Source organism: Paraburkholderia sp. GAS206C (assembly GCF_050435645.1).
Taxonomy (GTDB): Bacteria; Pseudomonadota; Gammaproteobacteria; order Burkholderiales; family Burkholderiaceae; genus Paraburkholderia; species Paraburkholderia phenazinium_B.
In genome coordinates, this window is record NZ_JBNDKR010000017.1 from 21022 (window position 1) to 43113 (window position 22092).

General features: G+C 61.6%; 21 protein-coding genes. 11 read left to right on the plus strand and 10 right to left on the minus strand.

The genetic code is table 11. The features are described from left to right. Positions 1–105: 105 nt before the first annotated feature. From P3T20_RS35060 to P3T20_RS35070, 3 genes are all read right to left on the minus strand, one after another. The gene (locus P3T20_RS35060; RefSeq protein ID WP_429289321.1) at positions 106–537 is read right to left on the minus strand and encodes a helix-turn-helix domain-containing protein; all 432 of its coding nucleotides are present in this window, start codon (positions 535–537) and stop codon (positions 106–108) included. Continuing rightward, on the minus strand, positions 525–746 hold the full coding sequence (locus P3T20_RS35065) for a type II toxin-antitoxin system HigB family toxin (protein ID WP_429289322.1): 222 nt from the start codon (positions 744–746) through the stop codon (positions 525–527). The genes P3T20_RS35060 and P3T20_RS35065 overlap by 13 nt, the downstream gene beginning before the upstream one ends. Positions 747–876: 130 nt before the next feature. Next, positions 877–1845, minus strand: coding sequence for a glycerophosphodiester phosphodiesterase family protein (locus tag P3T20_RS35070; protein ID WP_429289323.1), 969 nt, complete (start codon positions 1843–1845; stop codon positions 877–879). Between the two features lie 321 nt (positions 1846–2166). On the opposite strand from P3T20_RS35070, the gene ugpB reads away from it, so the two are divergent. From ugpB to P3T20_RS35095, 5 genes are all read left to right on the plus strand, one after another. Next, entirely contained in the window at positions 2167–3492 is a 1326-nt protein-coding gene (gene ugpB, locus P3T20_RS35075; protein ID WP_074262592.1) for a sn-glycerol-3-phosphate ABC transporter substrate-binding protein UgpB, read from the plus strand. Positions 3493–3640: 148 nt separating this feature from the next. Further along, a complete protein-coding gene (gene ugpA / locus P3T20_RS35080; protein ID WP_429289324.1) occupies positions 3641–4525 on the plus strand; it encodes a sn-glycerol-3-phosphate ABC transporter permease UgpA in 885 nt (294 codons plus the stop codon). Next, positions 4522–5367 carry a sn-glycerol-3-phosphate ABC transporter permease UgpE gene (gene ugpE, locus P3T20_RS35085; protein WP_074262594.1) on the plus strand — a complete coding sequence of 282 codons (846 nt, stop codon included), beginning with the start codon at positions 4522–4524 and terminating at the stop codon, positions 5365–5367. The genes ugpA and ugpE overlap by 4 nt, the downstream gene beginning before the upstream one ends. A gap of 118 nt (positions 5368–5485) precedes the next feature. Further along, the gene (locus tag P3T20_RS35090; RefSeq protein ID WP_429289325.1) at positions 5486–6574 is read left to right on the plus strand and encodes a sn-glycerol-3-phosphate import ATP-binding protein UgpC; all 1089 of its coding nucleotides are present in this window, start codon (positions 5486–5488) and stop codon (positions 6572–6574) included. 154 nt (positions 6575–6728) lie between these two features. After that, a complete protein-coding gene (locus tag P3T20_RS35095; protein WP_429289326.1) occupies positions 6729–7493 on the plus strand; it encodes a Crp/Fnr family transcriptional regulator in 765 nt (254 codons plus the stop codon). On the opposite strand, the gene P3T20_RS35100 is transcribed toward P3T20_RS35095, so the two are convergent. From P3T20_RS35100 to P3T20_RS35115, 4 genes are all read right to left on the minus strand, one after another. Continuing rightward, on the minus strand, positions 7468–8124 hold the full coding sequence (locus tag P3T20_RS35100; protein ID WP_429289327.1) for an aspartate/glutamate racemase family protein: 657 nt from the start codon (positions 8122–8124) through the stop codon (positions 7468–7470). The genes P3T20_RS35095 and P3T20_RS35100 overlap by 26 nt on opposite strands. A gap of 73 nt (positions 8125–8197) precedes the next feature. Further along, positions 8198–9700 carry a sugar ABC transporter ATP-binding protein gene (locus P3T20_RS35105; protein WP_429289328.1) on the minus strand — a complete coding sequence of 501 codons (1503 nt, stop codon included), beginning with the start codon at positions 9698–9700 and terminating at the stop codon, positions 8198–8200. 55 nt (positions 9701–9755) lie between these two features. Beyond that, positions 9756–10649, minus strand: coding sequence for a sugar-binding protein (locus P3T20_RS35110; RefSeq protein WP_429289388.1), 894 nt, complete (start codon positions 10647–10649; stop codon positions 9756–9758). Between the two features lie 117 nt (positions 10650–10766). Continuing rightward, entirely contained in the window at positions 10767–11708 is a 942-nt protein-coding gene (locus P3T20_RS35115) for an ABC transporter permease (RefSeq protein WP_074265848.1), read from the minus strand. 342 nt (positions 11709–12050) lie between these two features. On the opposite strand from P3T20_RS35115, the gene P3T20_RS35120 reads away from it, so the two are divergent. The 6 genes from P3T20_RS35120 to P3T20_RS35145 all read left to right on the plus strand — a co-directional run bounded on the left by P3T20_RS35120 (position 12051) and on the right by P3T20_RS35145 (position 18973). After that, a complete protein-coding gene (locus P3T20_RS35120) occupies positions 12051–12947 on the plus strand; it encodes an NAD-dependent epimerase/dehydratase family protein (protein ID WP_429289329.1) in 897 nt (298 codons plus the stop codon). A gap of 366 nt (positions 12948–13313) precedes the next feature. Continuing rightward, a complete protein-coding gene (ettA, locus tag P3T20_RS35125; RefSeq protein WP_074262600.1) occupies positions 13314–14978 on the plus strand; it encodes an energy-dependent translational throttle protein EttA in 1665 nt (554 codons plus the stop codon). 141 nt (positions 14979–15119) lie between these two features. Continuing rightward, positions 15120–16241, plus strand: coding sequence for a DUF748 domain-containing protein (locus P3T20_RS35130; protein WP_429289330.1), 1122 nt, complete (start codon positions 15120–15122; stop codon positions 16239–16241). Between the two features lie 38 nt (positions 16242–16279). After that, positions 16280–16807 (plus strand): 2,4'-dihydroxyacetophenone dioxygenase family protein, encoded by a 528-nt coding sequence (locus tag P3T20_RS35135; protein ID WP_074262602.1) that lies wholly within the window; start codon positions 16280–16282, stop codon positions 16805–16807. A 92-nt stretch (positions 16808–16899) separates the two neighbouring features. Then, positions 16900–18201, plus strand: coding sequence for an MFS transporter (locus tag P3T20_RS35140; protein ID WP_429289331.1), 1302 nt, complete (start codon positions 16900–16902; stop codon positions 18199–18201). Between the two features lie 43 nt (positions 18202–18244). Next, the gene (locus P3T20_RS35145; protein ID WP_429289332.1) at positions 18245–18973 is read left to right on the plus strand and encodes an SDR family NAD(P)-dependent oxidoreductase; all 729 of its coding nucleotides are present in this window, start codon (positions 18245–18247) and stop codon (positions 18971–18973) included. A gap of 51 nt (positions 18974–19024) precedes the next feature. On the opposite strand, the gene P3T20_RS35150 is transcribed toward P3T20_RS35145, so the two are convergent. The 3 genes from P3T20_RS35150 to P3T20_RS35160 all read right to left on the minus strand — a co-directional run bounded on the left by P3T20_RS35150 (position 19025) and on the right by P3T20_RS35160 (position 22077). Further along, positions 19025–19648: an HAD family hydrolase gene (locus tag P3T20_RS35150; protein WP_429289333.1), complete on the minus strand. Its 624-nt coding sequence runs from the start codon at positions 19646–19648 to the stop codon at positions 19025–19027. Next, a complete protein-coding gene (locus P3T20_RS35155) occupies positions 19645–20196 on the minus strand; it encodes an isochorismatase family protein (RefSeq protein WP_429289334.1) in 552 nt (183 codons plus the stop codon). The genes P3T20_RS35150 and P3T20_RS35155 overlap by 4 nt, the downstream gene beginning before the upstream one ends. A gap of 66 nt (positions 20197–20262) precedes the next feature. After that, entirely contained in the window at positions 20263–22077 is a 1815-nt protein-coding gene (locus P3T20_RS35160) for an aminopeptidase P family protein (RefSeq protein WP_074265849.1), read from the minus strand. Between the last annotated feature and the right edge of the window lie 15 nt (positions 22078–22092).

Sequence of the window (22092 nt, forward strand, 5' to 3'; positions counted from 1 at the left end):
GTTAACTGGCGCGTGGCGCCACGATGTGTAAAACCCCGTAGCGTCGTGGACGCTTACGGGGTTTTTCTTTGTGGGGGCCGCTGCGAGCAGCGAACGCGTTGAGATTTAGGCCGGAAAGAACACCGCGGGGCTGACGCCAAAGCGCTTCGAAACGTCGCGAATCTGGCGCGCGTTTAGTTCGCGTTTGCCGTTGAGTATCTCCGACACCACACCTTGACTACCAATCTCCGGTAGCTCCGATTGCCTGATGCCGTGCTGGTCCATGAGCGCGCGAAGAACCTCGGCAGGCATGGCGTCGGGCAATGAATAGTGAGCGTCATCGAAGTCGACGATGAATTCGCCGAGCGCGGTCACGAGGCCCGCGAGAGGATGCGTCTCATCCGCCGCGCCAACGTCCAGCAAAGCATTGAGTACTCGCACCGCCTCTTCATATTCGGCAACGTCGACAATGGGACGCAAAGGCACCTTTTCGGACAACGCACCAAAATGACCCGCAAGTTCAGCGACTTCCGTCGACGAGAAAATCAAGGCTTCCATTTGTCGTATTCCTTGTGCGTCAGTACATGACGCACGTACAGCTTCTGCACATTAAAGTGCACCGCGGCGACCAATCTAAACTTGTTGCCGCCGATATCAAACACATAAAAGTCGCCAACCCGATCCGTTGCATTGAACGCTTGCCTGAGCTTGGCGAAGTTCGAAAACGAGCCGGCTTCGATTGTCTTGCGCCACATTTGAAGTGCCACTCGCGCCTCAGGGTGTCGTTCGGCAAACTCGACCAACGACCTGTTGGAAATAACACGCATACACCAAAATATCTCAATTTGCGATTTTTATCAAGGCCCACATTTGGCCACGCTTAATCTTTGGTACCCGCTACCTGCCACACCGCAACGCCCCCACCATCCCCGCCCGAATCGCCGTCATCTTCTCCGGCGAGTCCGACAGCACCGCGTCAATCCCGAGACACGCCGAAGCACGATAATCATCCGCGTCGTTCACCGCAATCGCGACGATATGCACGTCCGGATGCGTCCGAAAACACGCCACCGTTGCAGGCGTCCACAGCGTGGCGTTCACCTCCGAGCGCCCTTCCCCAAGCGTAAATCTCTCGACCACGGTCACCGCCCGATGCAGCTCGAACGCGGCCGAAGCATGTTCAGCCGGCGCGTCCAGACACCCTTGATCAAGCAAAACGCGCACTAAACGAGTGCGCGTCGCATCGCGCGATTCAAAGACCTTCGCCTGCGGATATGCCGCGAAACCACGCTGATATTCAGCCTCCGTTGAATAAAGCGTCACCCGCGACCAGGCGTTTTCTTCGCTCAGCACCTGCGCGACCGCCCGTGTCTGCGGCTCCGCCGGCAGCGCTTTCATATCGAGGACGACCGGCATCGAAGCCGGGATAGCGCGTAGCGCCTCGCGCAACGTAGGAATGCCAACCGGTCGGCTCCGGTACGGGTAAGCCTCCGCCCCTTGAGCGTCAGCCAGACGAAAACTCCACCCCGCGTTGACATGGGCAAGCTCTGCCGCCGTACGCGCCGAGACTGGCCCGCTGGCATCCGTCAACGCGGATAGATCCGCCGGCCGGTACAGCACCGGCACGCCATCCCTGCTCAGTTGCACCGTCAACCACATGGCGTCGGCGTGGTGCGCGAGCGCGAGACGGATCGCCTCCAGCGTGTTCTCAGGCGCATCGCCCGTACCGCCACGATGCGCGATGATCTGCGGCAGCGCAGTCGCAGACGCGGACGTATCAACAGGCGCCGCGCAAGGCGCAGCACAGCCGGACAAAAAGGCACTACAGAACACAACAGCCAACCCGGCGCAAATCAGACGAGGCATCTGGACTCCTCACTAGAACAGACGAAACCGAACTACCCATGTTACGGGTCAACGGTCTCAAAACAAGCCGCAGCAAGCGGCTCCGGCACAAGTAAGCCGCCATCGGCGGGCATCAAAATCCCCACAGGCGGCGGTCTCCGAAAGTTAGCTTCAGTTTCAATTCTGCCGGTGTTAAATTGCGGCTTCCGGCGCCGCAGAAGCCGGCCGCTGCCAGCACCGATAGCGAGCACAACATAACAACGCTCAACTTCTGTCTGTCATCGAGTCCAATTAGAATCGCGCAACCTCAAGTTGCACACCTTCCGACCAAGGAGACCATTGATGAGTTGCAAACCCCTGTTCCGTACGCTTGCCGCGGCGGCTGTTCTCGCTCTCGGCGTCAATCAGGCCGCTCAGGCCGCGACGGAAATCCAGTTCTGGCATGCCATGGAAGCCGCCCTCGGCGAGCATCTGAACGACATCGCCAACGACTTCAACGCATCACAATCCGACTACAAGATCGTCCCGGTCTTCAAGGGTTCCTACGACCAGACGCTCGCGGCCGGCATCGCCGCCTATCGCAGCGGCAACGCGCCGGCGATCCTTCAGGTCTACGAAGTCGGCACTGCCACGATGATTCAGGCGAAGAAAGCGGTGATTCCGGTATCCGAAGTATTCAAGCAGGCCGGCGTGCCGCTCGACGAAAAGGCCTTCGTGCCCACCATCGCGAGCTATTACAGCGACTCCAAAACGGACGAACTGATTTCAATGCCGTTCAACAGCTCGACGCCGGTGTTGTATTACAACAAGGATGCGTTCAAGAAGGCCGGGCTCGATCCTAACCAGCCGCCGAAGACGTGGGACGAACTGCGCAAGGACGCACAGAAGCTGAAAGCGTCGGGCATGTCCTGCGGTTACTCATCGGGCTGGCAGAGCTGGATCCAGCTCGAAAACTACAGTGCCTGGCACGGTCTGCCGTTTGCGACGGAAAACAACGGCTTCGATGGCGCCGACGCGCAACTCGAATTCAACAAGCCGCAGCAGATCGCCCATATCCAGTTCCTTCAGGACATGGCGAAGGAAGGCTCGTTCACCTATGTCGGCCGCAAGGACGAACCGGTGTCCAAGTTCTATAGCGGCGACTGCGGCATCATCACGAACTCGTCGGGCTCGCTTGCCAACATCAAGAAGTACGCCAAGTTCGACTTCGGCACCGGCATGATGCCCTACGACGCCAACGTGAAGGGTGCACCGCAAAACGCGATCATCGGCGGCGCAAGTTTGTGGGTACTGTCGGGCAAGGATCCGAGCGTCTACAAGGGCGTGGCAAAGTTCCTCGCGTACCTGGCCACGCCGCAAGTTGCGGCCAAGTGGCACCAGGACACCGGCTATCTGCCTATCACGACTGCCGCCTATCAGCTGACGCAACAGCAGGGCTTCTACACGAAGAACCCGGGCAGCGACACCGCAATCAAGCAGATGCTCAACAAGCCGCCGCTGCCGTTCACGAAGGGCCTGCGTCTGGGCAACATGCCGCAGATCCGTACGGTGGTCGACGAGGAACTCGAGCAGGTCTGGAGCGGGAAGAAGACGCCTAAGGAAGCGCTCGACTCTGCGGTCGAACGCGGCAATGAACTGCTGCGTCGCTTCGAGAAGGCCGGCAGCTAAGCGTTGACCAGCCTCACCTGGCGGACGCGCTTCAGCGAGGCGCGTCCGTTAGTATGACGGAGCGTTTCGTTCCGTCGCCTCACACTTCGTACACCGGGCGGACAAGCAAAACTGAGCCGCTCCAGCATTATCTTCAGAGAGATGCTTCATGGAAAAGCGATCCCGCTTCGGGACTGGCGTGCTGCCTTATCTGCTGGTAGGTCCGCAGCTGGCGATCACGCTAGTGTTCTTTCTTTGGCCTGCCGGCGTCGCGCTGTGGCAGTCCACGCAAAGCCAGGATGCGTTCGGCACGTCGAGCGAATTCGTGGGCCTCGCCAACTTCAAGCAACTGTTCGCCGATCCGCTTTATCTGGCGTCGTTTAACACTACGCTGTTCTTTTGCGTGCTCGTCACCGTCAGCGGACTGGTTATCTCGCTACTGCTCGCGGTCTGCGCCGATCGTGTGACGCGTGGTGCGAAGGCGTATCAGGCCTTGCTGATCTGGCCGTATGCGGTCGCGCCCGCGATTGCCGCGGTGCTGTGGTCGTTCCTGTTTAATCCGAGCATCGGGCTCGTAACATACGCGCTTGCGAAGTACGGCATCGTCTGGAATCACGCGCTCAATCCGGCCCAGGCCATGTTCCTGGTCGTGCTGGCGTCAGTGTGGAAGCAGGTTAGCTACAACTTCCTGTTTTTCTATGCCGGCCTGCAGGCCATTCCGCGCTCGCTGATCGAGGCGGCCGCCATCGACGGGGCCGGACCCGTGCGGCGCTTTTTCGGCATCGCGCTGCCGCTGCTGTCGCCGACGAGCTTCTTTCTGCTCACCATCAATCTGGTCTACGCGTTCTTCGACACCTTTCCGATTATCGATGCCGCCACGGGCGGCGGACCTGCCCAGGCCACCCGCACACTGATCTACCGGATCTTCGCCGAGGGCTTCCAGGGCCTCGACATCGGTAGCTCGGGCGCGCAGTCGGTGGTGCTGATGCTGATCGTGATCGCACTGACCGTCGTGCAATTCCGTTTCATCGAGCGGAGGGTTCAATACTCATGATCGAGAATCGCCGTGGTTTCGACCTCTTCTGCCATGCGGTGCTGATCATCGGCGTCGCGCTGATCGTGTTCCCGGTGTACGTCGCGTTTTGCGCCGCCACCATGAATGAGCACGAAATCTTTTCTGTGCCTCTTTCGCTGATCCCGAGCACGCATCTGTTCGAGAACATCGCTAACGTCTGGGTGCACGGCAGCGGCAACGCGGCCGCCCCGTTCGGCCGCATGCTGATGAACAGTCTCGTGATGGCGCTGGTGATCTGCATCGGCAAAATTGCGATTTCGATGATCTCCGCCTACGCGATCGTATTCTTCCGTTTCCCGTTCAGAAATCTGTCGTTCTGGCTGATCTTCGTCACGTTGATGCTGCCCGTTGAAGTGCGCATTTTCCCGACCGTGCAAGTCGTGTCGTCGATGCACATGTCCAACACGTACGCCGGACTCACGCTGCCGCTGATCGCGTCGGCTACCGCCACGTTCCTGTTCCGGCAGTTCTTCATGACGCTGCCCGACGAGCTGATGGAGGCTGCGCGTATCGACGGCGCGGGTGCGCTGCGATTCTTCTGGGACATCGTATTGCCGCTGTCGAAAACCAATATCGCCGCGCTCTTCGTGATCACCTTCATCTACGGCTGGAACCAGTATCTGTGGCCGATCCTGATCACGAGCCAGCAATCGTTGACCACGGCTGTGGTGGGTATCAAGAGCATGATCGCGTCGGGCGACACCGCCACTGAGTGGCATCTCGTGATGACCGCGACGCTGCTCGCAATGTTGCCGCCGCTCGCGGTGGTGCTGACGATGCAGCGCTGGTTCGTGCGCGGACTCGTGGACTCTGAAAAATAAGCCGACCGTGCCGGCGCAACAAGCGACTCAACAGCCGGCTCCGGAACCGAATAACTTCGCGGCGCCACGCAGCCCTTGGGGCAAGCGTAACCGCAGATGAAAAAGAAAGGCGGATGGAATGGCTGCATTGACGCTAAAGGGCGTAAAGAAAAGCTACGACAGCAAACAGTTCGTCCTGCACGGCATCGACGTGGACGTGACCGATGGTGAATTCGTCGTGATGGTCGGACCGTCGGGTTGCGGCAAGTCGACCTTGCTGCGGATGGTGGCGGGCCTCGAAAGCATTTCCGAGGGCACGATCTCGATCAACGATAAGGTGGTCAATCAGCTCGAGCCGAAAGACCGCAACATCGCGATGGTGTTCCAGAACTACGCGCTCTATCCACACATGAGCGTGGCGCAGAACATGGGCTACGCGCTCAAGATCGGCGGCGTGGACCGTGCGGAGATCGACCGGCGCGTGCAGGCCGCCGCACAGATTCTCGAACTCGGGCCGCTGCTTGAACGCAAACCGCGCGAGCTGTCGGGCGGCCAGCGGCAGCGCGTGGCAATGGGTCGCGCGATCGTACGGGAGCCCGCCGTGTTTCTGTTCGACGAGCCGCTGTCGAACCTCGATGCCCGGCTGCGCGTGCAGATGCGCCTCGAAATCCAGCGGTTGCACGCGCGTCTCGCGACCACCAGCCTGTACGTCACGCATGACCAGATCGAAGCGATGACGCTCGCCCAGCGTGTGATCGTGATGAACCGCGGCCACGCCGAGCAGATCGGCGCGCCGGTCGACGTCTACGAACGGCCGGCGACGGTCTTCGTTGCGAGCTTCATCGGCTCACCGGGGATGAATCTGCTGGAAGGCCGCGTATCGGACGACGGCGCTGCGTTCGAGGTCGCCGGCAATGGTCCGAAGCTGCCGCTCGCGGGCGTGCCGTGCATCGGTAGCGAGGTAGCGGCCGGGCGCGATTGGGTCCTCGGCATCCGGCCGGAGCATATGACGCCGGGATTCCCGGACGCACCGCACGCGAGCATCGCGGTCGATTCATGCGAACTGCTCGGCGCGGACAACCTCGTGCACGGCCGCTGGGGCAAACACGACGTGACCGTGCGCCTGCCGCATACCCATCGGCCGGCCAACGGCGAAGCACTGCCCGTAGCGCTGCCTGCGAAACACCTGCATTTCTTCGATCCGGCGAGCGGCAAGCGGGCAAACTGATTTGGGGTCCGACTCGCTGTCTGGCGCCGCTGCGGCCTCGCAAGCGGCGCCACAAGACGATGTGTAGAATGAGCCGAATGACATAAAGCGATGCCACGTCGGACGATGTGCCTCGACGCGGCCCGTTGACCCAACAGAGTCAAGGAGACACGCGATGTGGTTCGTCGGCAAAAGCGAGTTGCTGTCGCTGATCCAGCTGAATTGCCTCGACGAGGTAATGCCTGCGTTCAGCGATCACAGACATCTACGCAAGAACACCACCGTTTATCGTCCGGAGGACCGCAGCGACTGCGTCTATCTGCTGAAGAAAGGCAGCGTCCGGCTGTATCGGCTCACCGAGGATGGCCAGGAAATCACGCTGTCGTTCATCAGGGCGGGCATGATTTTCGGCGACGGCGATGTCCTCAACGAGCCCAGTTATTCGCACTATGCGCAAACACTCGCGCCCAGCATGATCTGCTATATCCGCAAGCCGGATTTCAAGGAACTGCTGCGGCGCTACGACGTGATCAACCAGTTCGTGCTCAAGAGCCACTATCAGCGCTGGCAGGAAGCCCAGCAGTTGATCGAAAACCTTTCGCTGCACGACGTCCGTAAGCGCCTCACCAATATTCTCACCATGTTCGCCGCGCAGATCGGTTGCGATTTCACGTATCACGACGAGCCGGGCGCGATCCTGATCGACCTGACGATTGCTCAGGACAAGCTGGCGGATTTCATCGGCACGTCGCGTGAATCGGTGAACCGGCACTTTAGCGATCTGAAAGCGGCGGGTCTCGTCGACACGTACGAACGCAAGATCGTGTTGACACCCACGTTCGTCGGTCAATATCTGGCGCCGTCGGCGGCGAATCAGGTGCTGGCGCGCGCCCGCTCGCTCGCTGCCGAAAGCCTCAAAGCGCCGCTAGCGCGCGCCTGACCTCGGCGACGCCACTCTGCGGACTCGCCAGCACGGGCACTTTGGTCGACCCGAGCAAGGGTACGAGGCGAGCCATCGATACCTGCGCGAGCACGACCACATCCACTTCGTCCATCAGGGCAACGATGGTGCGCGTCAGGATGTCGTCGTGGCGCGCGGCGTCGCCGGCGAGCAATGCGTCGAACGCGCCGTCGGCGATGCGCTCCACGACCGTCACGTCGCGCTTGTTTTCAGCGGCTTTCTTCCTGATCAATCGCACCGTCGGTTCCAGCGTCGTCGACACCGTCGCGACCACGCCGACGCGCTGCCCGATGCAGCTTGCCTCTTCGGCCATGACCTCATCCACCTTGATGATGGGTGTCCGGATCATCCCGCGCAGCAGGTCGGTGGCCTCGCCTACCGACGAGCAGGCGTTGAGTATCAGGTCGGCGCCCATCGACTGCGCGTTCTGCATGTAGCTATAGATGCGGCTCGTCACCTCTGGCGTCAGATGACCGGCGCTGCGCACGTCATTTAACAGGCTGTCGTCGACGATATTGATCACGCGTGCATCGGCGAGCTGTTCCTTGAACTGATCCTTGAGCGGCTGCACCGTCACCGGCCCGGTGTGAATTACGACAATCGTGGTCATTGCACTAACACTCCCTATCGAGACAAACGCAAAACAAACAAAACATAAAAACGGACCGTTGCAAGCAAAGCCGTCATGCGGTGGCAGCAGCCATCACACGTTCCTGGGTAGCTTCAGCGCGCGTCAGTTCGCCATTGAGGCGTCCTTCGCGCACCACCAGCACGCGGTCACTCACGGCCAGCACTTCCAGCAGATCCGACGAAATCACGATGATCCCGATCCCCTGCGCTGCGAGCCGCGCCAGCAAGGCGTGCACTTCGGCCTTCGCGCCAATGTCGATGCCACGCGTCGGTTCATCCACGATCAGCACGCGCGGATTGCGCGCCACCCATTTCGCCAACACGACCTTCTGCTGATTGCCGCCGCTCAGGTTGATCACCTTCTGCTCGATTGAAGGCGTCTTGACGCTCAACGTGCGGACGAACTGTTTGCAGATTTCATCTTCCTTCGCGCGCTGCAGGAACTGAAACGGCGAATACGCTTCGAGATGCGTAAGACTGAAGTTTTCGCGCACGCTCATCTCCAGCACGAGACCTTGAGCCTTACGGTCTTCGGTGACAAAGCCAATGCCATGCGAAATCGCCTCGTGCGGCTTGCGGATCGTCACCGCTTTGCCGTCGACGAAAATCTCGCCTGCGCAGGGCCGGATGCCGAAAATCATCTCCATGATTTCGGTGCGGCCCGAGCCCACCAGGCCCGCGATCCCCAATATCTCACCGCGATGCAACCTGAAGCTGATGTCGCGAATGTGCACGTCGGCGGCGCGCGGATGCCGCATCGCCAGATCGCGCACTTCGAGCACGACCTCGCTCGTCGCATGGGAAACGGGCGGCGCGTACAGTTCGCTCAACTCGCGGTCCACCATCTTTCGCACTAGCGATTCACGCGTCACGTCGGCGATCGGCTGTGTATCGACAGTCGAACCGTCGCGCAACACCGTGACGCGATCGGCGAGTTCAAGCACCTCTTCCAGCCGATGCGAGATATAGATGATGCCGATATCCTTCTGCCGCAAACGCTTGATCAACTCCAGCAGCACACGCGTTTCGTGATGGCTGAGCGAAGCCGTCGGCTCATCCATCACGATCACCGCCGACTGATACGAAATCGCCTTGGCGATCTCGACCATCTGTTTCTGGCCCACGCTCAGTTCGCTGACGCGCGTGGTTGGATCGATCTTCATGTCGATCGTCTCGAGTGCCGTGCGCGCGTCTTCGTTCATGCGAGCAACGTCCAGAAAACCGAAACGGTTAAGCGGCTCCCTCGCGAGATAGATGTTCTCCGCGATCGTCAGGTTTTCGACAACCGAGAGTTCCTGGTAAATAATGTTGATACCAAGTGCGCGTGCATGATTGCCGTCGCGCAACACGATCTCCTGACCGTCGACGAGAATGCTGCCGCCCGCATCGTGCGAGAGAACGCCGGTCAGAATCTTCATCAGCGTGCTCTTGCCAGCGCCGTTTTCGCCAGCGAGTCCAAGCACTTCGCCGCGCGACACGTGCAGGTTGACGCGATCGAGCGCTTTCACGCCCGGAAACGTCTTCGAGATATTGCGCATCTCCAGAAACGGCGTCATCGAATCGCTCCTGCCTGCACGTGCGGACACGGAAATTACTTCGGGCTGCTTGGCGTTATTTCGTATAGCTGCCCATGTTATCCTTCGTCACCACCGTGACCCCGGTATCGATGTCCTTGATGTCCTTGTCCTGCCCTTGCACCTGAGCCACCAGATGCTCCACCGCGAGCCGCCCCATCGTCACCGGACGCTGCACCATGATCCCCTGAATGTAGCCTTCCTTCAGCCCCTTCAAGGTATCCGGCAGATCGTCGAACGCGAACACCTGCAGCTTGCCCTTCATCGCGCCGAATTCCTTCGTGTTGAGCACCTTCGCCACCGCTGGGCCGCCTACCTGGCTCACGCCGAAGATGCCTTTGAGTTGCGGATGCGCCCGCAGCGTCGTCTCTGTCACCGATACGCCTTTGGCGAGATCGTCCTCCGTGCCCTGCGTTTCGACGATCTTGATGCCCGGATATTTTGCGAGTTCCTTCTTGATGCCGGCAATGCGCTGGTTCAGGTTCACCGCGCCTAGCTGCCCGGTAATGATCGCGACCTCGCCCTGGCCGTTGAGCGCCTTCGCCATGGAATCGGCCATCGTCGCGCCAGCCGATTCGTTGTTGGTGCCGATATACATCGAACGGCCGCTGTTCGGTGAATCGGAGTCGTACGTCAGCACCTTGATGCCGCTCTGTTCGGCCCGCTTCATCACACCTTCGACCGACTTCGGCTCATTGACCGAAATCGCAATGCCGTCGACATGCTTCGAAATCAGGTCCTCGATGATCTGCACCTGGGTCGAGCCCTGGGTATTTTGCGGCACGACCCATTGATATCCGACGCCTGCCTTTTCGGCTGCCGCTTTCGCGCCGTTGTTGCAATCGTCGAAGAACGGCACGGCCACCTTCGGGATCACCGCCACTGTGATGTCCTTCGGGTCCTTCGCCTGCGCAGCGCCGTATCCCATCATCAGTACAACTGCGGCCAGGCTGCCTGCCAGAAGGCGGGGCATAGCATTCGTGTTCATGACGTTGTCTCCTTGCTTTCTTGTGTTAGCGAAGTGATGCTTGTGACGAAAATCCCCGGTCTAGCGGCCTTTGCGCCGCACACGCCAGATATCGATGCTGACCGCGATCAGAATCACGCAGCCGGTAATGGCCTGTTGCGCGTAGGTGTCGATGTTGAGGAGCACGACGCCATTGGTGATGATCCCGGCGAGCGCCGCACCGATGATCGCGCCTTCGACGCTGCCTACGCCGCCCGAGAGACTCGCGCCGCCAATCGCGGCAGCCGCAATGACGTCGAGTTCAGCGCCGAAACCCGACGCCGGTTCCGCCGACACGAAACGCGAAAAGCTGACGACGCCCGCAAGTGCGGCGATCAAACCCGACAACGCATAGACCGTGAACTTGACGCGGTGGGTGCGCACGCCGCTCAGCCGCGCCGCGACTTCGTTGCCGCCCGTCGCATAGACGTGACGGCCAAAGCGCGTACGCCGCATCAGGATGGAGAAGCACACGGTCAGCAACAGCATGATCACGACGGGCACCGGCACGAAGCCGAAATAGCCCTGGCCGATGAACGTGAAGCTGTCGGGGACATCGGGCGTGAGCGGCACGCCTTTGGTGATGATGTACATCAGGCCGCGGCCGATGCTGAGCGTACCGAGCGTCGCGATAAACGGCGGCAACTGGATCCACGTGATCAGGACACCGTTGAACGCGCCGACAATCAATCCGGCGCACAAGCCCGCCAGCACCGCGGGCAGCGGTCCCCAACCGTGCTGGAAGGCGAGCGCGGTCATCAGCGACGACAGTCCCATCACAGAGCCGACCGACAGATCGATGCCACCGGTGATGATCACAAGCATCATTCCGATCGACATGATGCCGACCAGCGAAAACGAGCGGAACACCCCCATCAGATTGTTCGTCGTCAGGAAGTACGGAGAGAAAATACTGATGACGATGCCAACCAGGATCAGCACCGACAGGATGTTGAGCTCGCGGATTTTCAGCCAGTTGCGCATCGTATCCAGCACGCCGGCGTGCGCCGGCTCCCCTGTCTTGGTCGAGATGGCTCTCAAAGGGCGTCTCCATGCAGATCATTGCGGCCCGGCGGTTTTTACCCCGCGGCGTTCCGGCACGTCGACGCCTCGCTGCCAGCGCGCCGCACCTTGGGACTGGCACCGATCATAGGATCAGAGCGCCGCAGGAAACTGTGACGTACGTCATACATACGTATTGGGGTTCTCCCGAGGTGCCTGGATGCGGCCCCGTGACTATGACGTTCGTCACAGAAACGCGTGGCAGGAAACGTCTATGATGTTTTAACCCCCTGATTCACCTGAACCTGACAAGGAGCAAGGCAGATGACGAAGCGAGTGATTGTCACCGGCGGTAGCGGACTGGCCGGCAAGTGGGTGGTCGAAGATCTGGTCGCGCATGGCTATGAAGTGCTGAACCTCGACCGCGTGCCGATGGCAAAGCAAACCGCCCGCACCCTCATTACAGACCTGACCGACGCGGGCCAGGTATTCAACGCGCTTGCCTCGAGCACGACCTCGAAGGAGTTCGACGACGACATCGAGCCGAAGCCGATCGATGCGATCGTGCACTTTGCGGCCATTCCGCGGATTCTCGTCACGACCGACAACGAGGTGTTCCGCATCAACGTGATGGCGACGTACAACGTGCTCGACGCGGCCTCGAAGTACGGCATCAAGAAGGTGATTCTCGCGTCGAGCGAAACGACCTATGGGGTGGTGTTCGCGCATCGTCACCGCGACCCGGCCTATTTCCCGCTGGATGAAGAGTATCCAGTCGATCCGATGGACAGCTACGCGACGTCGAAGGTCATCAACGAAGTGACCGGCAAGGCGTTTCATGCGCGCACCGGCGCAGACATTTACTGCTTCCGGATCGGCAATGTGCTTGATCCGGCCGACTACGCGAAATTCCCGACGTGGCTGAAGGATCCGATCCTGCGCAAGCGCATTGCGTGGAGCTATATCGACGGCCGCGATCTGGCTACGGCGTGCCGCCTCGGCATCGAGAAGGATGGTCTGGGCTTCGAGGTGATGAACGTCGCCGCGGATGATGTGTCTTCAGATCTGCCGACTGCGGAACTGCTCAAACGCTTCTATCCGGACGTGTCGGTTAAAAAGCAGCTGGGCGAGTTCGAAACGCTGTTGAGCAATGAAAAGCTGAAGCGCCTACTTGGGTGGAAGCAGCAGTATCGCTGGAGGGAACAGCCGGGCGCCAAATAGCCTGACTCAGGTCCACGCACGACTGGCCACGGGGATGCGCCCGCGGCCAGTCATCCGTCATACGTGCGCTTCTGCGCGCACACCTTTCCCCTGCAGTGCACCGTCACCGCACGCTCCGCGCCGCGCAAACCTCTCCCTCTTATCCGGCGGATTCCGCCAGGACACGCCCTGCACGCCCGCGCCGCCCGCCCCGAAGTACAATGACACCTCTCCCGCCGTGCGCGCTCTCATGCCGAAAGCTTCGATCGTAAGGATCGACCGACGCTCACGCCGCACCGGCCGGAAACCAGCGGCACCGAATTCCCATCCACCCACGACCGCCCGCCCTCTGTGCGGCCGGCGGCGTCAACGCCTACTGCAAGCAAAATGGCCCAATACGTCTTCACCATGAACCGGGTCGGCAAGATCGTGCCGCCCAAGCGTCAAATCCTGAAAGACATCTCCCTGTCATTCTTCCCCGGCGCGAAGATCGGTCTGCTCGGCCTGAACGGCTCGGGCAAGTCGACGCTGATCCGCATCATGGCGGGCGTCGACAAGGACATCGAAGGCGAAGCCACGCCGATGCCCAACCTGAACATCGGCTACCTGCCGCAGGAACCGCAACTCGATCCGCAAAAGACGGTGCGTGAAGCGGTCGAAGAGGGTCTGGGCGAAGTGTTCGGCGCGCAGAAGAAGCTCGACGAAATCTACGCCGCGTATGCCGAGCCGGACGCGGATTTCGACGCGCTCGCCGCCGAGCAGGCCAAGTACGAAGCGATCCTCGCCACCGCGGATGGCAGCGCCGAACAGCAGATCGAAATCGCCGCGGATGCACTGCGTCTGCCGGCATGGGACGCGAAAATCGAGCATCTGTCGGGCGGTGAAAAGCGCCGCGTCGCGCTGTGCAAGCTGCTGCTCGAAAAACCGGACATGCTGCTGCTCGACGAACCGACCAACCACCTGGATGCCGAATCGGTCGACTGGCTCGAGCAGTTCCTGACGCGCTTCCCGGGGACAGTGGTCGCCGTGACCCACGATCGCTATTTCCTCGACAACGCCGCCGAGTGGATTCTCGAACTCGACCGCGGCCACGGCATTCCATGGAAGGGTAATTACAGCAGCTGGCTCGATCAGAAGGAAGAGCGCCTGAAGCAGGAAGAAGCGTCGGAATCGGCACGCCAGAAGGCAATCAAGAAGGAACTGGAGTGGGTGCGCCAGAACCCGAAGGGCCGTCAGGCGAAGTCGAAGGCACGTATCGCCCGCTTTGAGGAACTGAACAGCCAGGATTACCAGAAGCGCAACGAAACCTCGGAAATCTTCATCCCGGTCGGCGACCGTCTCGGCAATGAAGTGATCGAGTTCAAGAATGTGTCGAAGGCCTACGGCGATCGTCTGCTGCTCGACAACGTCAGCTTCAAGATTCCGGCGGGGGCGATCGTCGGCATCATCGGGCCGAACGGCGCCGGCAAGTCGACGCTGTTCCGCATGCTCACGGGCAAGGAACAGCCGGATTCGGGCGAGATCGTGCAAGGGCCGACGGTCAAGCTTGCCTACGTGGATCAAAGCCGCGATGCGCTCGACGGTTCGAAGACGGTGTTCGCAGAGATTTCCGGCGGCGCCGACGTGCTGACGGTCGGCAAGTATGAAACGCCGTCGCGAGCCTACATTGGCCGCTTCAACTTCAAGGGCGGCGACCAGCAGAAGATCGTCTCCAACCTTTCGGGTGGTGAGCGCGGCCGTCTGCATCTGGCCAAGACGCTGATCGCGGGCGGCAACGTCCTGCTGCTGGATGAACCGTCGAACGACCTCGATGTCGAAACGCTGCGCGCGCTCGAAGACGCCCTGCTCGAATTCGCCGGCTCCGTGATGGTGATCTCGCACGATCGCTGGTTCCTCGACCGTATCGCGACGCATATCCTGGCATTCGAAGGCGATTCGCAAGTGACGTTCTTCGACGGCAACTACCAGGAATACGAAGCGGACAAGCGCAACCGTCTGGGTGAGGAAGCCGCCCGGCCGAAGCGTCTGCGCTATAAGCCGATCGCGCGTTAAGACGTTCGCCGCATACGTCCCGGTTATCGGCCAGGCCGTGCATTGCACGGTTTGTGCCCGGTAACCGGTGGGTGGCGCGGCATGAGGTTTGCTCACCTTTAAACGGCCGGCCGCGCATCGCGTGGTCACGAGGAGGCAAGCATGGCGATGTCGACTGCAAGACGTGTGGCCATTGCCGTCGCCGGCATTGTTCTGGTGCTGCTCGTTATCGGCCTTGGCGGCCTTTACTTCGCGCAATACGAAGTCAAACAGCGGATCATCTCCGTGCTCGGACCGCTCGGCAGCGCTGATAGCATCGATGTGGGTCTGACCTCTGTACGCCTGACCAACGTCCGCCTCAAGGGGCCGCCAGGCTGGCCCGCGCCCGACTCGCTGCGGGCCGACCAGATCACGATCGTTCCCGACGTCCGCGAACTGCTCCAGAAGCGGGTACATATCCGCTCGGCGGTCGTGACCGGCTTCGACCTTTCGGTTGTGCGCAAAGCAGATGGGACGTTGCAACTGTTACCCAATCTCAAGGAATCGATGAGCCGGCCGGATACCGGCGCGAGCGTCGGCGACGTGTCCGTGCAGCAGGAGAAACTCATCGATCACATCGCCTTTCAACAAGGCACATTCGAGTTCTACGATTTGACCGTCAGCAAGCCGGCCTATAAGGTGGCCGTCACCAACGCGAGCGCCACCGTCGATCATCTGCATCTGCCCGCGCTTACGGAGCCGACGAACGTCGCGGTGAATGGATCGATCGTCGGTCCGGCGCACACCGGCACGGTCTCGTTCGGCGGCTGGATCAAGATCGCCAGCAAGGATTCGCAGACCACCAGCACGCTACGCGGCGTCGATGTGGCCATGCTCGATCCGTATCTGCTCAAGAAGGCCGGCGCCAAGACCCAGATTGCCGGGGGCACGGTCGACCTGACGGTGGAGTCCACGGTCGCGAGCTATCATTTGCATGCGCCGGGCACGATCACCCTGCACCACCTGCAACTGGCCGACAACGGCAACCCGCTCGACACCTTCCTGTCGATTCCCACCAAGGCCGCGGTCGCGGCGTTGAAGACGCGCAACGGTGACATCACCGTGCATTTCGTGCTGGACGGCAACTTGCGCGATCCGAAATTCTCGGTGAACGAAAATCTGCTGACCAAGCTGGGTACTGGCTTCGCACAGGCGATGGGCGTCAGCGTCGAAGGGGTGGCGAAAGGTGCAGGCGACACCGTCAAAGGTTTGGGCAACGCATTGAAGAACCTGCTTGGGCAGTAAGCCGTAAAGTCCATAGACTCGACAATCAAGGAGATGCCATGCCAGCACCCACCGCTGCCGCCGACGCGATGACGCCGTATCAGCTCCCCAACCCGCCCGAGGCGCTGCGGGAGATCGTGGTCGAATCGGCCATACCTCAAGACGAGCGCCTGTGGGTGCCGCAAGCCGATAACGTGTGGTTCCGGCCGCTGTGCCTGAACGTCTCCACCGGCTACTGGATGAATCTGCTGCGCGTGCGCAAGTCGGGGGTGTTGAGCCGTCACCGTCATCCGGCCGCCGTGCACGGATTTGTGCTCAAAGGCAAATGGCGCTATCTCGAACACGACTGGATCGCCACCGAAGGCAGCTACGTCTTCGAGCCGCCGGGCGAAACCCATACGCTGTATGTCCCCGAAGACGTCGAGGAAATGATCACCTACTTCCAGGTGAACGGCGTGATGTACTACTGCGACCCGTACGGCAATTTCACCGGGTACGAAGACGTCTTCACCAAGCTGGAGATGTGCCGCGCACACTTCGAAAAAGTCGGGCTCGGCGCGAGTTATGTGGACCAGTTCGTGAGGTAGCGTAGGCCTTCAGGGCCTCAGGCAGTTGCAGCATTCCGTCCATAGACGCTCAAGAGCACTTCGAAAAAAGAGCATAGGAGGAGACACAAACCATGCAGGCAAAAACACCGCGCTTACGGCGCATCCAATGGGTCGCAGTGACGTTCCTGACGCTCGCGGGCCTCGTCAATTATCTCGACCGCAGCACGCTGTCGATCGCCAATCACTCGGTGAGCGGCGAACTGGGGCTCTCCGCCTCGCAGATGGGTCTGCTGCTGTCCGCATTCTCGTTCTCGTACGCGTTCGCGCAATTGCCGATGGGCGCGCTGCTCGATCGCTTCGGCGCGCGGCTGATGCTGGGCGTCGGCATGTTCGTCTGGTCGGTGGCGCAGTTCTTCGGCGGCCTTGTGCAGACCTTGCAGCAGTTCCTGATTGCGCGGATCTGCCTCGGCATTGGCGAAGCGCCGCAGTTTCCCGCGGGCGCAAAAGTCGTCAGCGAATGGTATGCGCTACGCGAGCGCGGTCGGCCCACCGGTATTTTCACCACCTCATCGACGATCGGCCCGGGCCTCGCACCGCCCATTCTCACCGGCCTGCTGCTCGCGTTCGGCTGGCGCTGGATGTTCGTCGTGATGGGCGTAATGGGCATTATGGTGTCGATCAGCTGGTACATCGTGTATCGCAATCGCGGCGAAGTCACACTCAACGCGGACGAGGTCACGCACCTGACCGAGGAGGAGCCGCAGATGCGCGCCGAGCGCCGCATGACGGGGGCCGAATGGCGCGGGCTGTTTGCGTCGCGCACCACATGGGGCATGATCTTCGGCTTCATGGGCGTGATCTACATGGTGTGGCTGTATCTGACCTGGCTGCCTGCGTATCTCGAACACGAACGGCATCTGTCGATTGCGAAGACTGGCTGGATCGTGTCGATTCCGTATCTGTTCGGCACGCTTGGCATGCTGTCGAGCGGGTTCGTCGCCGATGGACTGATGGCGCATGGCGTCGCGCCGATCCGCAGCCGCAAGTGGCCAATCTGCACCGGGCTGATTTTCGCGGCCGTGTTCACGGTGCCGGCGGCCTATACGCCAAATACCACGCTTGCCATCGTCTATCTGTGCCTCGCGATGTACTTCATCAACATGGCGAGCGGCGGCGCCTGGGCGCTCGTCAGCGTGGCCGCGCCGCGGCACCTGGTGGCGTCGCTCGGCAGCATCCAGAACTTCGGCGGTTATTTCGGCGGGTCGTTTGCGCCGTTCATTACGGGGGTGGTGGTCGATCAGACCCACTCGTTCGTCGATGCGTTTCTGATCAGCGCGGGTGTGTCGTTCGCGGCTGCGCTCGTCTATATGTTCGTGGTGCGCGCGCCGATTGCCGAGCGCGCCGATACCGCGGCGGCGGCTACGCTCGCGTGAGCACGTTCCCTGAAACCTTCACCCACTCGGAGAAGCATTGACCATGACGTTTCAGCAGGATCTTTTTCAAGGCGAAACCGCGGTGGTGACGGGTGGCACGCAAGGCATCGGGGCGGGAATCGCGCGCCAGCTCGCCGCGCTTGGCGCTCGCGTGATTGCAGCGGGGCTCGCGCCAACGGATGCGCAGCGTAACGCGCTCGGAGCCGACATCGAAGTCGCCGCGCTCGACGTCGGCTCGAACGACGAGGTCGCCGCGCTGTTCGCGCCACTCGCCTCGCTCGACATCCTGGTCAACTGCGCAGGGATGATCCGCCGTGTCGAGGAGCATCAGCTCGACGTGTTCGAACAGGTCATCAATGTGAACCTGACGGGGACGATGCGCGCCTGCTCGGCGGCACGCGCTCTGCTGGGCAAAAGCCGCGGGGCGATCGTCAACACGGCGTCGATGCTGAGCTTTTTTGGCGGCGGTCTGGTGCCGGCATATAGCGCGAGCAAAGGTGGTGTCGCGCAATTGACCAAGTCGCTCGCGCTGGCGTACGCGCAGGACGGGATTCGCGTGAACGCAGTCGCGCCCGGCTGGATCGCAACACCGCTCACGCAGGCGCTACAGGACGACGAAGGCCGCTCGCAGGCGATTCTGGAGCGTACGCCGCTCGGGCGCTGGGGCGAGCCGGAGGACGTGGCGCAAGCGGTGGTGTTCTTGTGCTCGCCCGCAGCGGCGTTTATCACCGGCACGATCGTGCCGGTCGACGGCGGGTATCTGGTGGCGTAAGCGGCGGCCGATATCAGGCGAGCGCCGGCGCGCTAACGGGCGCCGGCTGGGTTAAACCGGCAAACCGAGCTCGCGCAGCTTCGCTTCTGTCTGCGCTGCAGACGTGTGATGGATGGCGTTCCAGCCGAGCGCAGTCGCGGCCGCCACGTTCCTCGTGACATCGTCGATAAACACCAGTTCCTGCGCTTCGATGCCGGGCAGTTGAACCTCGATGCGCCGCTGCATTTCAGCAAAGATCGCCGGATCAGGCTTGACCATTTTGACGCGGCCTGACACCACGACGTCGCGGAAGCGCCGTAGCACCGGGAATTTCTCCCACGCATACGGAAACGTCTCGTCGGACCAGTTGGTGAGACCGAACAGCGGCACGCCCGCTGCATCGAGCTTGTCGAGGACCGTCACGGTGTCCTCGAGCACGCCGCGGATCATCTCGTGCCAGCGCTCGTAGAACGCGCGGATCAGCGGCTCATGATCGGGAAACTGCGCGATCAGTTCGGCCGTGCCGTCCGCGATCGTCTGACCGCCATCCTGACGAAGGATCCACTCCATCGAACACACATGCGTCAGAAACCAGCGGCGCTCGGTCTCGTCCGGGATCAGTTCGCCAAACAGATATTCAGGGCTCCAGTCGATCAGCACGCCGCCGAAGTCGAACACCACCGCCTTGATGCTCATGCGAACTCCGTGGCAAGAACGTCGGCGAGCGGGCGAACCGAGACGCGGTTGCCCTGCAGTGAGGAATGCTCCCACACGCGGTTGTAGTGCGCGACGATCTGTTCGGGCGTGAGCTGTGAAGTCTGCTGGGTGGTGTGAAGATCGGAGACGACTGTCGTCCGGTAGCCAAGCAAGGCAGCGCGGCGCGCGCCGGTGTCGATGCAAAACTCGGTGGCGTAACCGCAGATCACGAGACGGTCGATGCCGAGCCGGTCCAGGTGCGCTTTAAGCGGAGTCTCGTGAAACGAATCGCCAACCGATTTCCTGATGAGCGTGTCGCCGCCGGTGCGCACGAGGTCGGCTGGCAGTTGCCAGCCCTCGCTTCCGTACTCGACTTCCTCGTCGCCCTCTTCATCGTGCTGGACGATGAAGACCGGCGCGCCCGCTGCGCGCGCCGCCGCCGTCAGACGGTTGATGCCGTCGATCACCTCAGCGCCGCGATACGCGGTGTTCGGGCCGGAGAAGAACGCATATTGCACATCGATCACCACTACTGCCACGCCCGTCATCTGTAGCACTCCTCGTAATCGAACCGAACCGCAACGGCGCGCGACGCGCTATCTCCCGCACGTCGCTTAGACGGCCTGCGTTCGCGTCTCCAGCCACGCCTTCGCTTCACCCGACACATGCGGCGAAATCCGCGTGCGCACCATCTCGTGATACGCGTTCAGCCATGCACGCTCGTCCTCGCGCAGCATCGACAGGTCGAAGCAGCGCGTATCGATCGGACACAGCGTCAGCGTCTCGAACTTGAGGAAATCGCCGAACTCGGTTTTCTCGGCCGCGCGGTTCAGCACGAGGTTCTCGATCCGCACGCCCCACTTGCCCGGCCGGTAAATACCCGGTTCGACCGAGGTGATCATGCCCTCTTCCATTGCCGTGAACGGTTCGGCCGGCGCGTAGTGCGAAATGATCTGCGGGCCTTCGTGCACGTTCAGGAAGTAGCCGACACCATGCCCGGTACCGTGACCGTAATCGGCCCCGGCTTCCCAGATCGGCGCGCGCGCGATCGAGTCGAGCATCGGCGAGCGGATGCCGCGCGGAAACCGCGCCCGCGACAGCGCCATCATCCCCTTCAGCACCACCGTGCAATCGCGTCGCTGCGCGTCGCTCAGCGTGCCGACCGGCACGACCCGCGTGATATCCGTCGTGCCCGTCAGATACTGGGCGCCCGAGTCGATCAGCAGCAGGCCGTTGCCTTCGATGGTCGAATGCGACGCCGCGCTCGCGCGATAGTGCGGCATCGCGCCGTTGGCGTTGAAGCCGGCGATGGTCGCAAAGCTCAGCGAAATGAAATCCGGACGACGGGCACGAGCGGCCGTCAGACGTTCGTCCACGGTCAGCTCGGTGATCGTTTCGCGACCCTGCGCGCCTTCGAACCAGGCGAAGAATTCGGTAAGCGCCGCGCCATCCTGCTCCATCGTCGCGCGTACGTGCTCGGCATCCGCCTCGGTCTTGCGCGATTTAAGGAAGGTGGACGGATTCACTGCCTCGACGATGTTCACCGTCGTCGGCACCGACTGCAGCAGGCCATACGTGATCCGGCGCGGATCGATCAGCAGGCTCGCGCCGCCAGGCAACCCCGCGAGGGCCGCGGCGGCCTTGCCATACGATTCGACATGGATGCCGTCGCGCGCCAGCGCTTCAGCCAGCGCCCGCGGCACCTTGCCGTCCGCCACGAACAGCGAGACGCGGTCCAGTCCGATCAGCGCATGCGCAACGAATACCGGGTTGTAGCTGACGTCGGCGCCGCGCAGGTTGAACAGCCACGCGAGATCGTCGAGAGTCGAAATGAAGTGCCATTGCGCGCCCTTGTCCTGCATCGCACGGCGAATCTGGTCGAGTTTCTCGGAACGGGCCACGGTGGCGTGCGGCGCGGTGTGCTCGAACACCTTTTCGGTGGGCAGCGCCGGCCGCTGGAGCCAGATGGCATCGAACAGATCGACGTCGGTGCGCAGCTTTACGCCGTACGCGCTCAGCGCGTGCGTCAGCGAGCGTGCGGCGGCCAGCCCCAGCACCGCACCGTCGACACCGACGGTCGCGCCAGCCGGCAGGTTTTGCGCCATCCATTCGAAGTGCGGCTGCGACTGCTGGCCGCCGAACATCTTCATCAACTCGACGCCAGTGCCGGCCAGTTGCGCTTCGGCCTGCTCCCAATAACGGCTATCGGTCCACAAGCCGGCAAAGCTGTCTGTCACGACCAGCGTGCCGGCCGAGCCGGTGAAACCCGATAGCCATTGGCGACCCTGCCAGCGTCCCGGCAGATACTCGGACAGGTGAGGATCGGCAGACGGAACCAGATAGGCCGCGAGGCCCTCGCGCGTCATCGCGCCACGCAGGTGGGCGATCCGCTCGGGAACGGAAGAGGTTTCGGGAAGTCGGGCATTCATCAGATTCACCTGCAA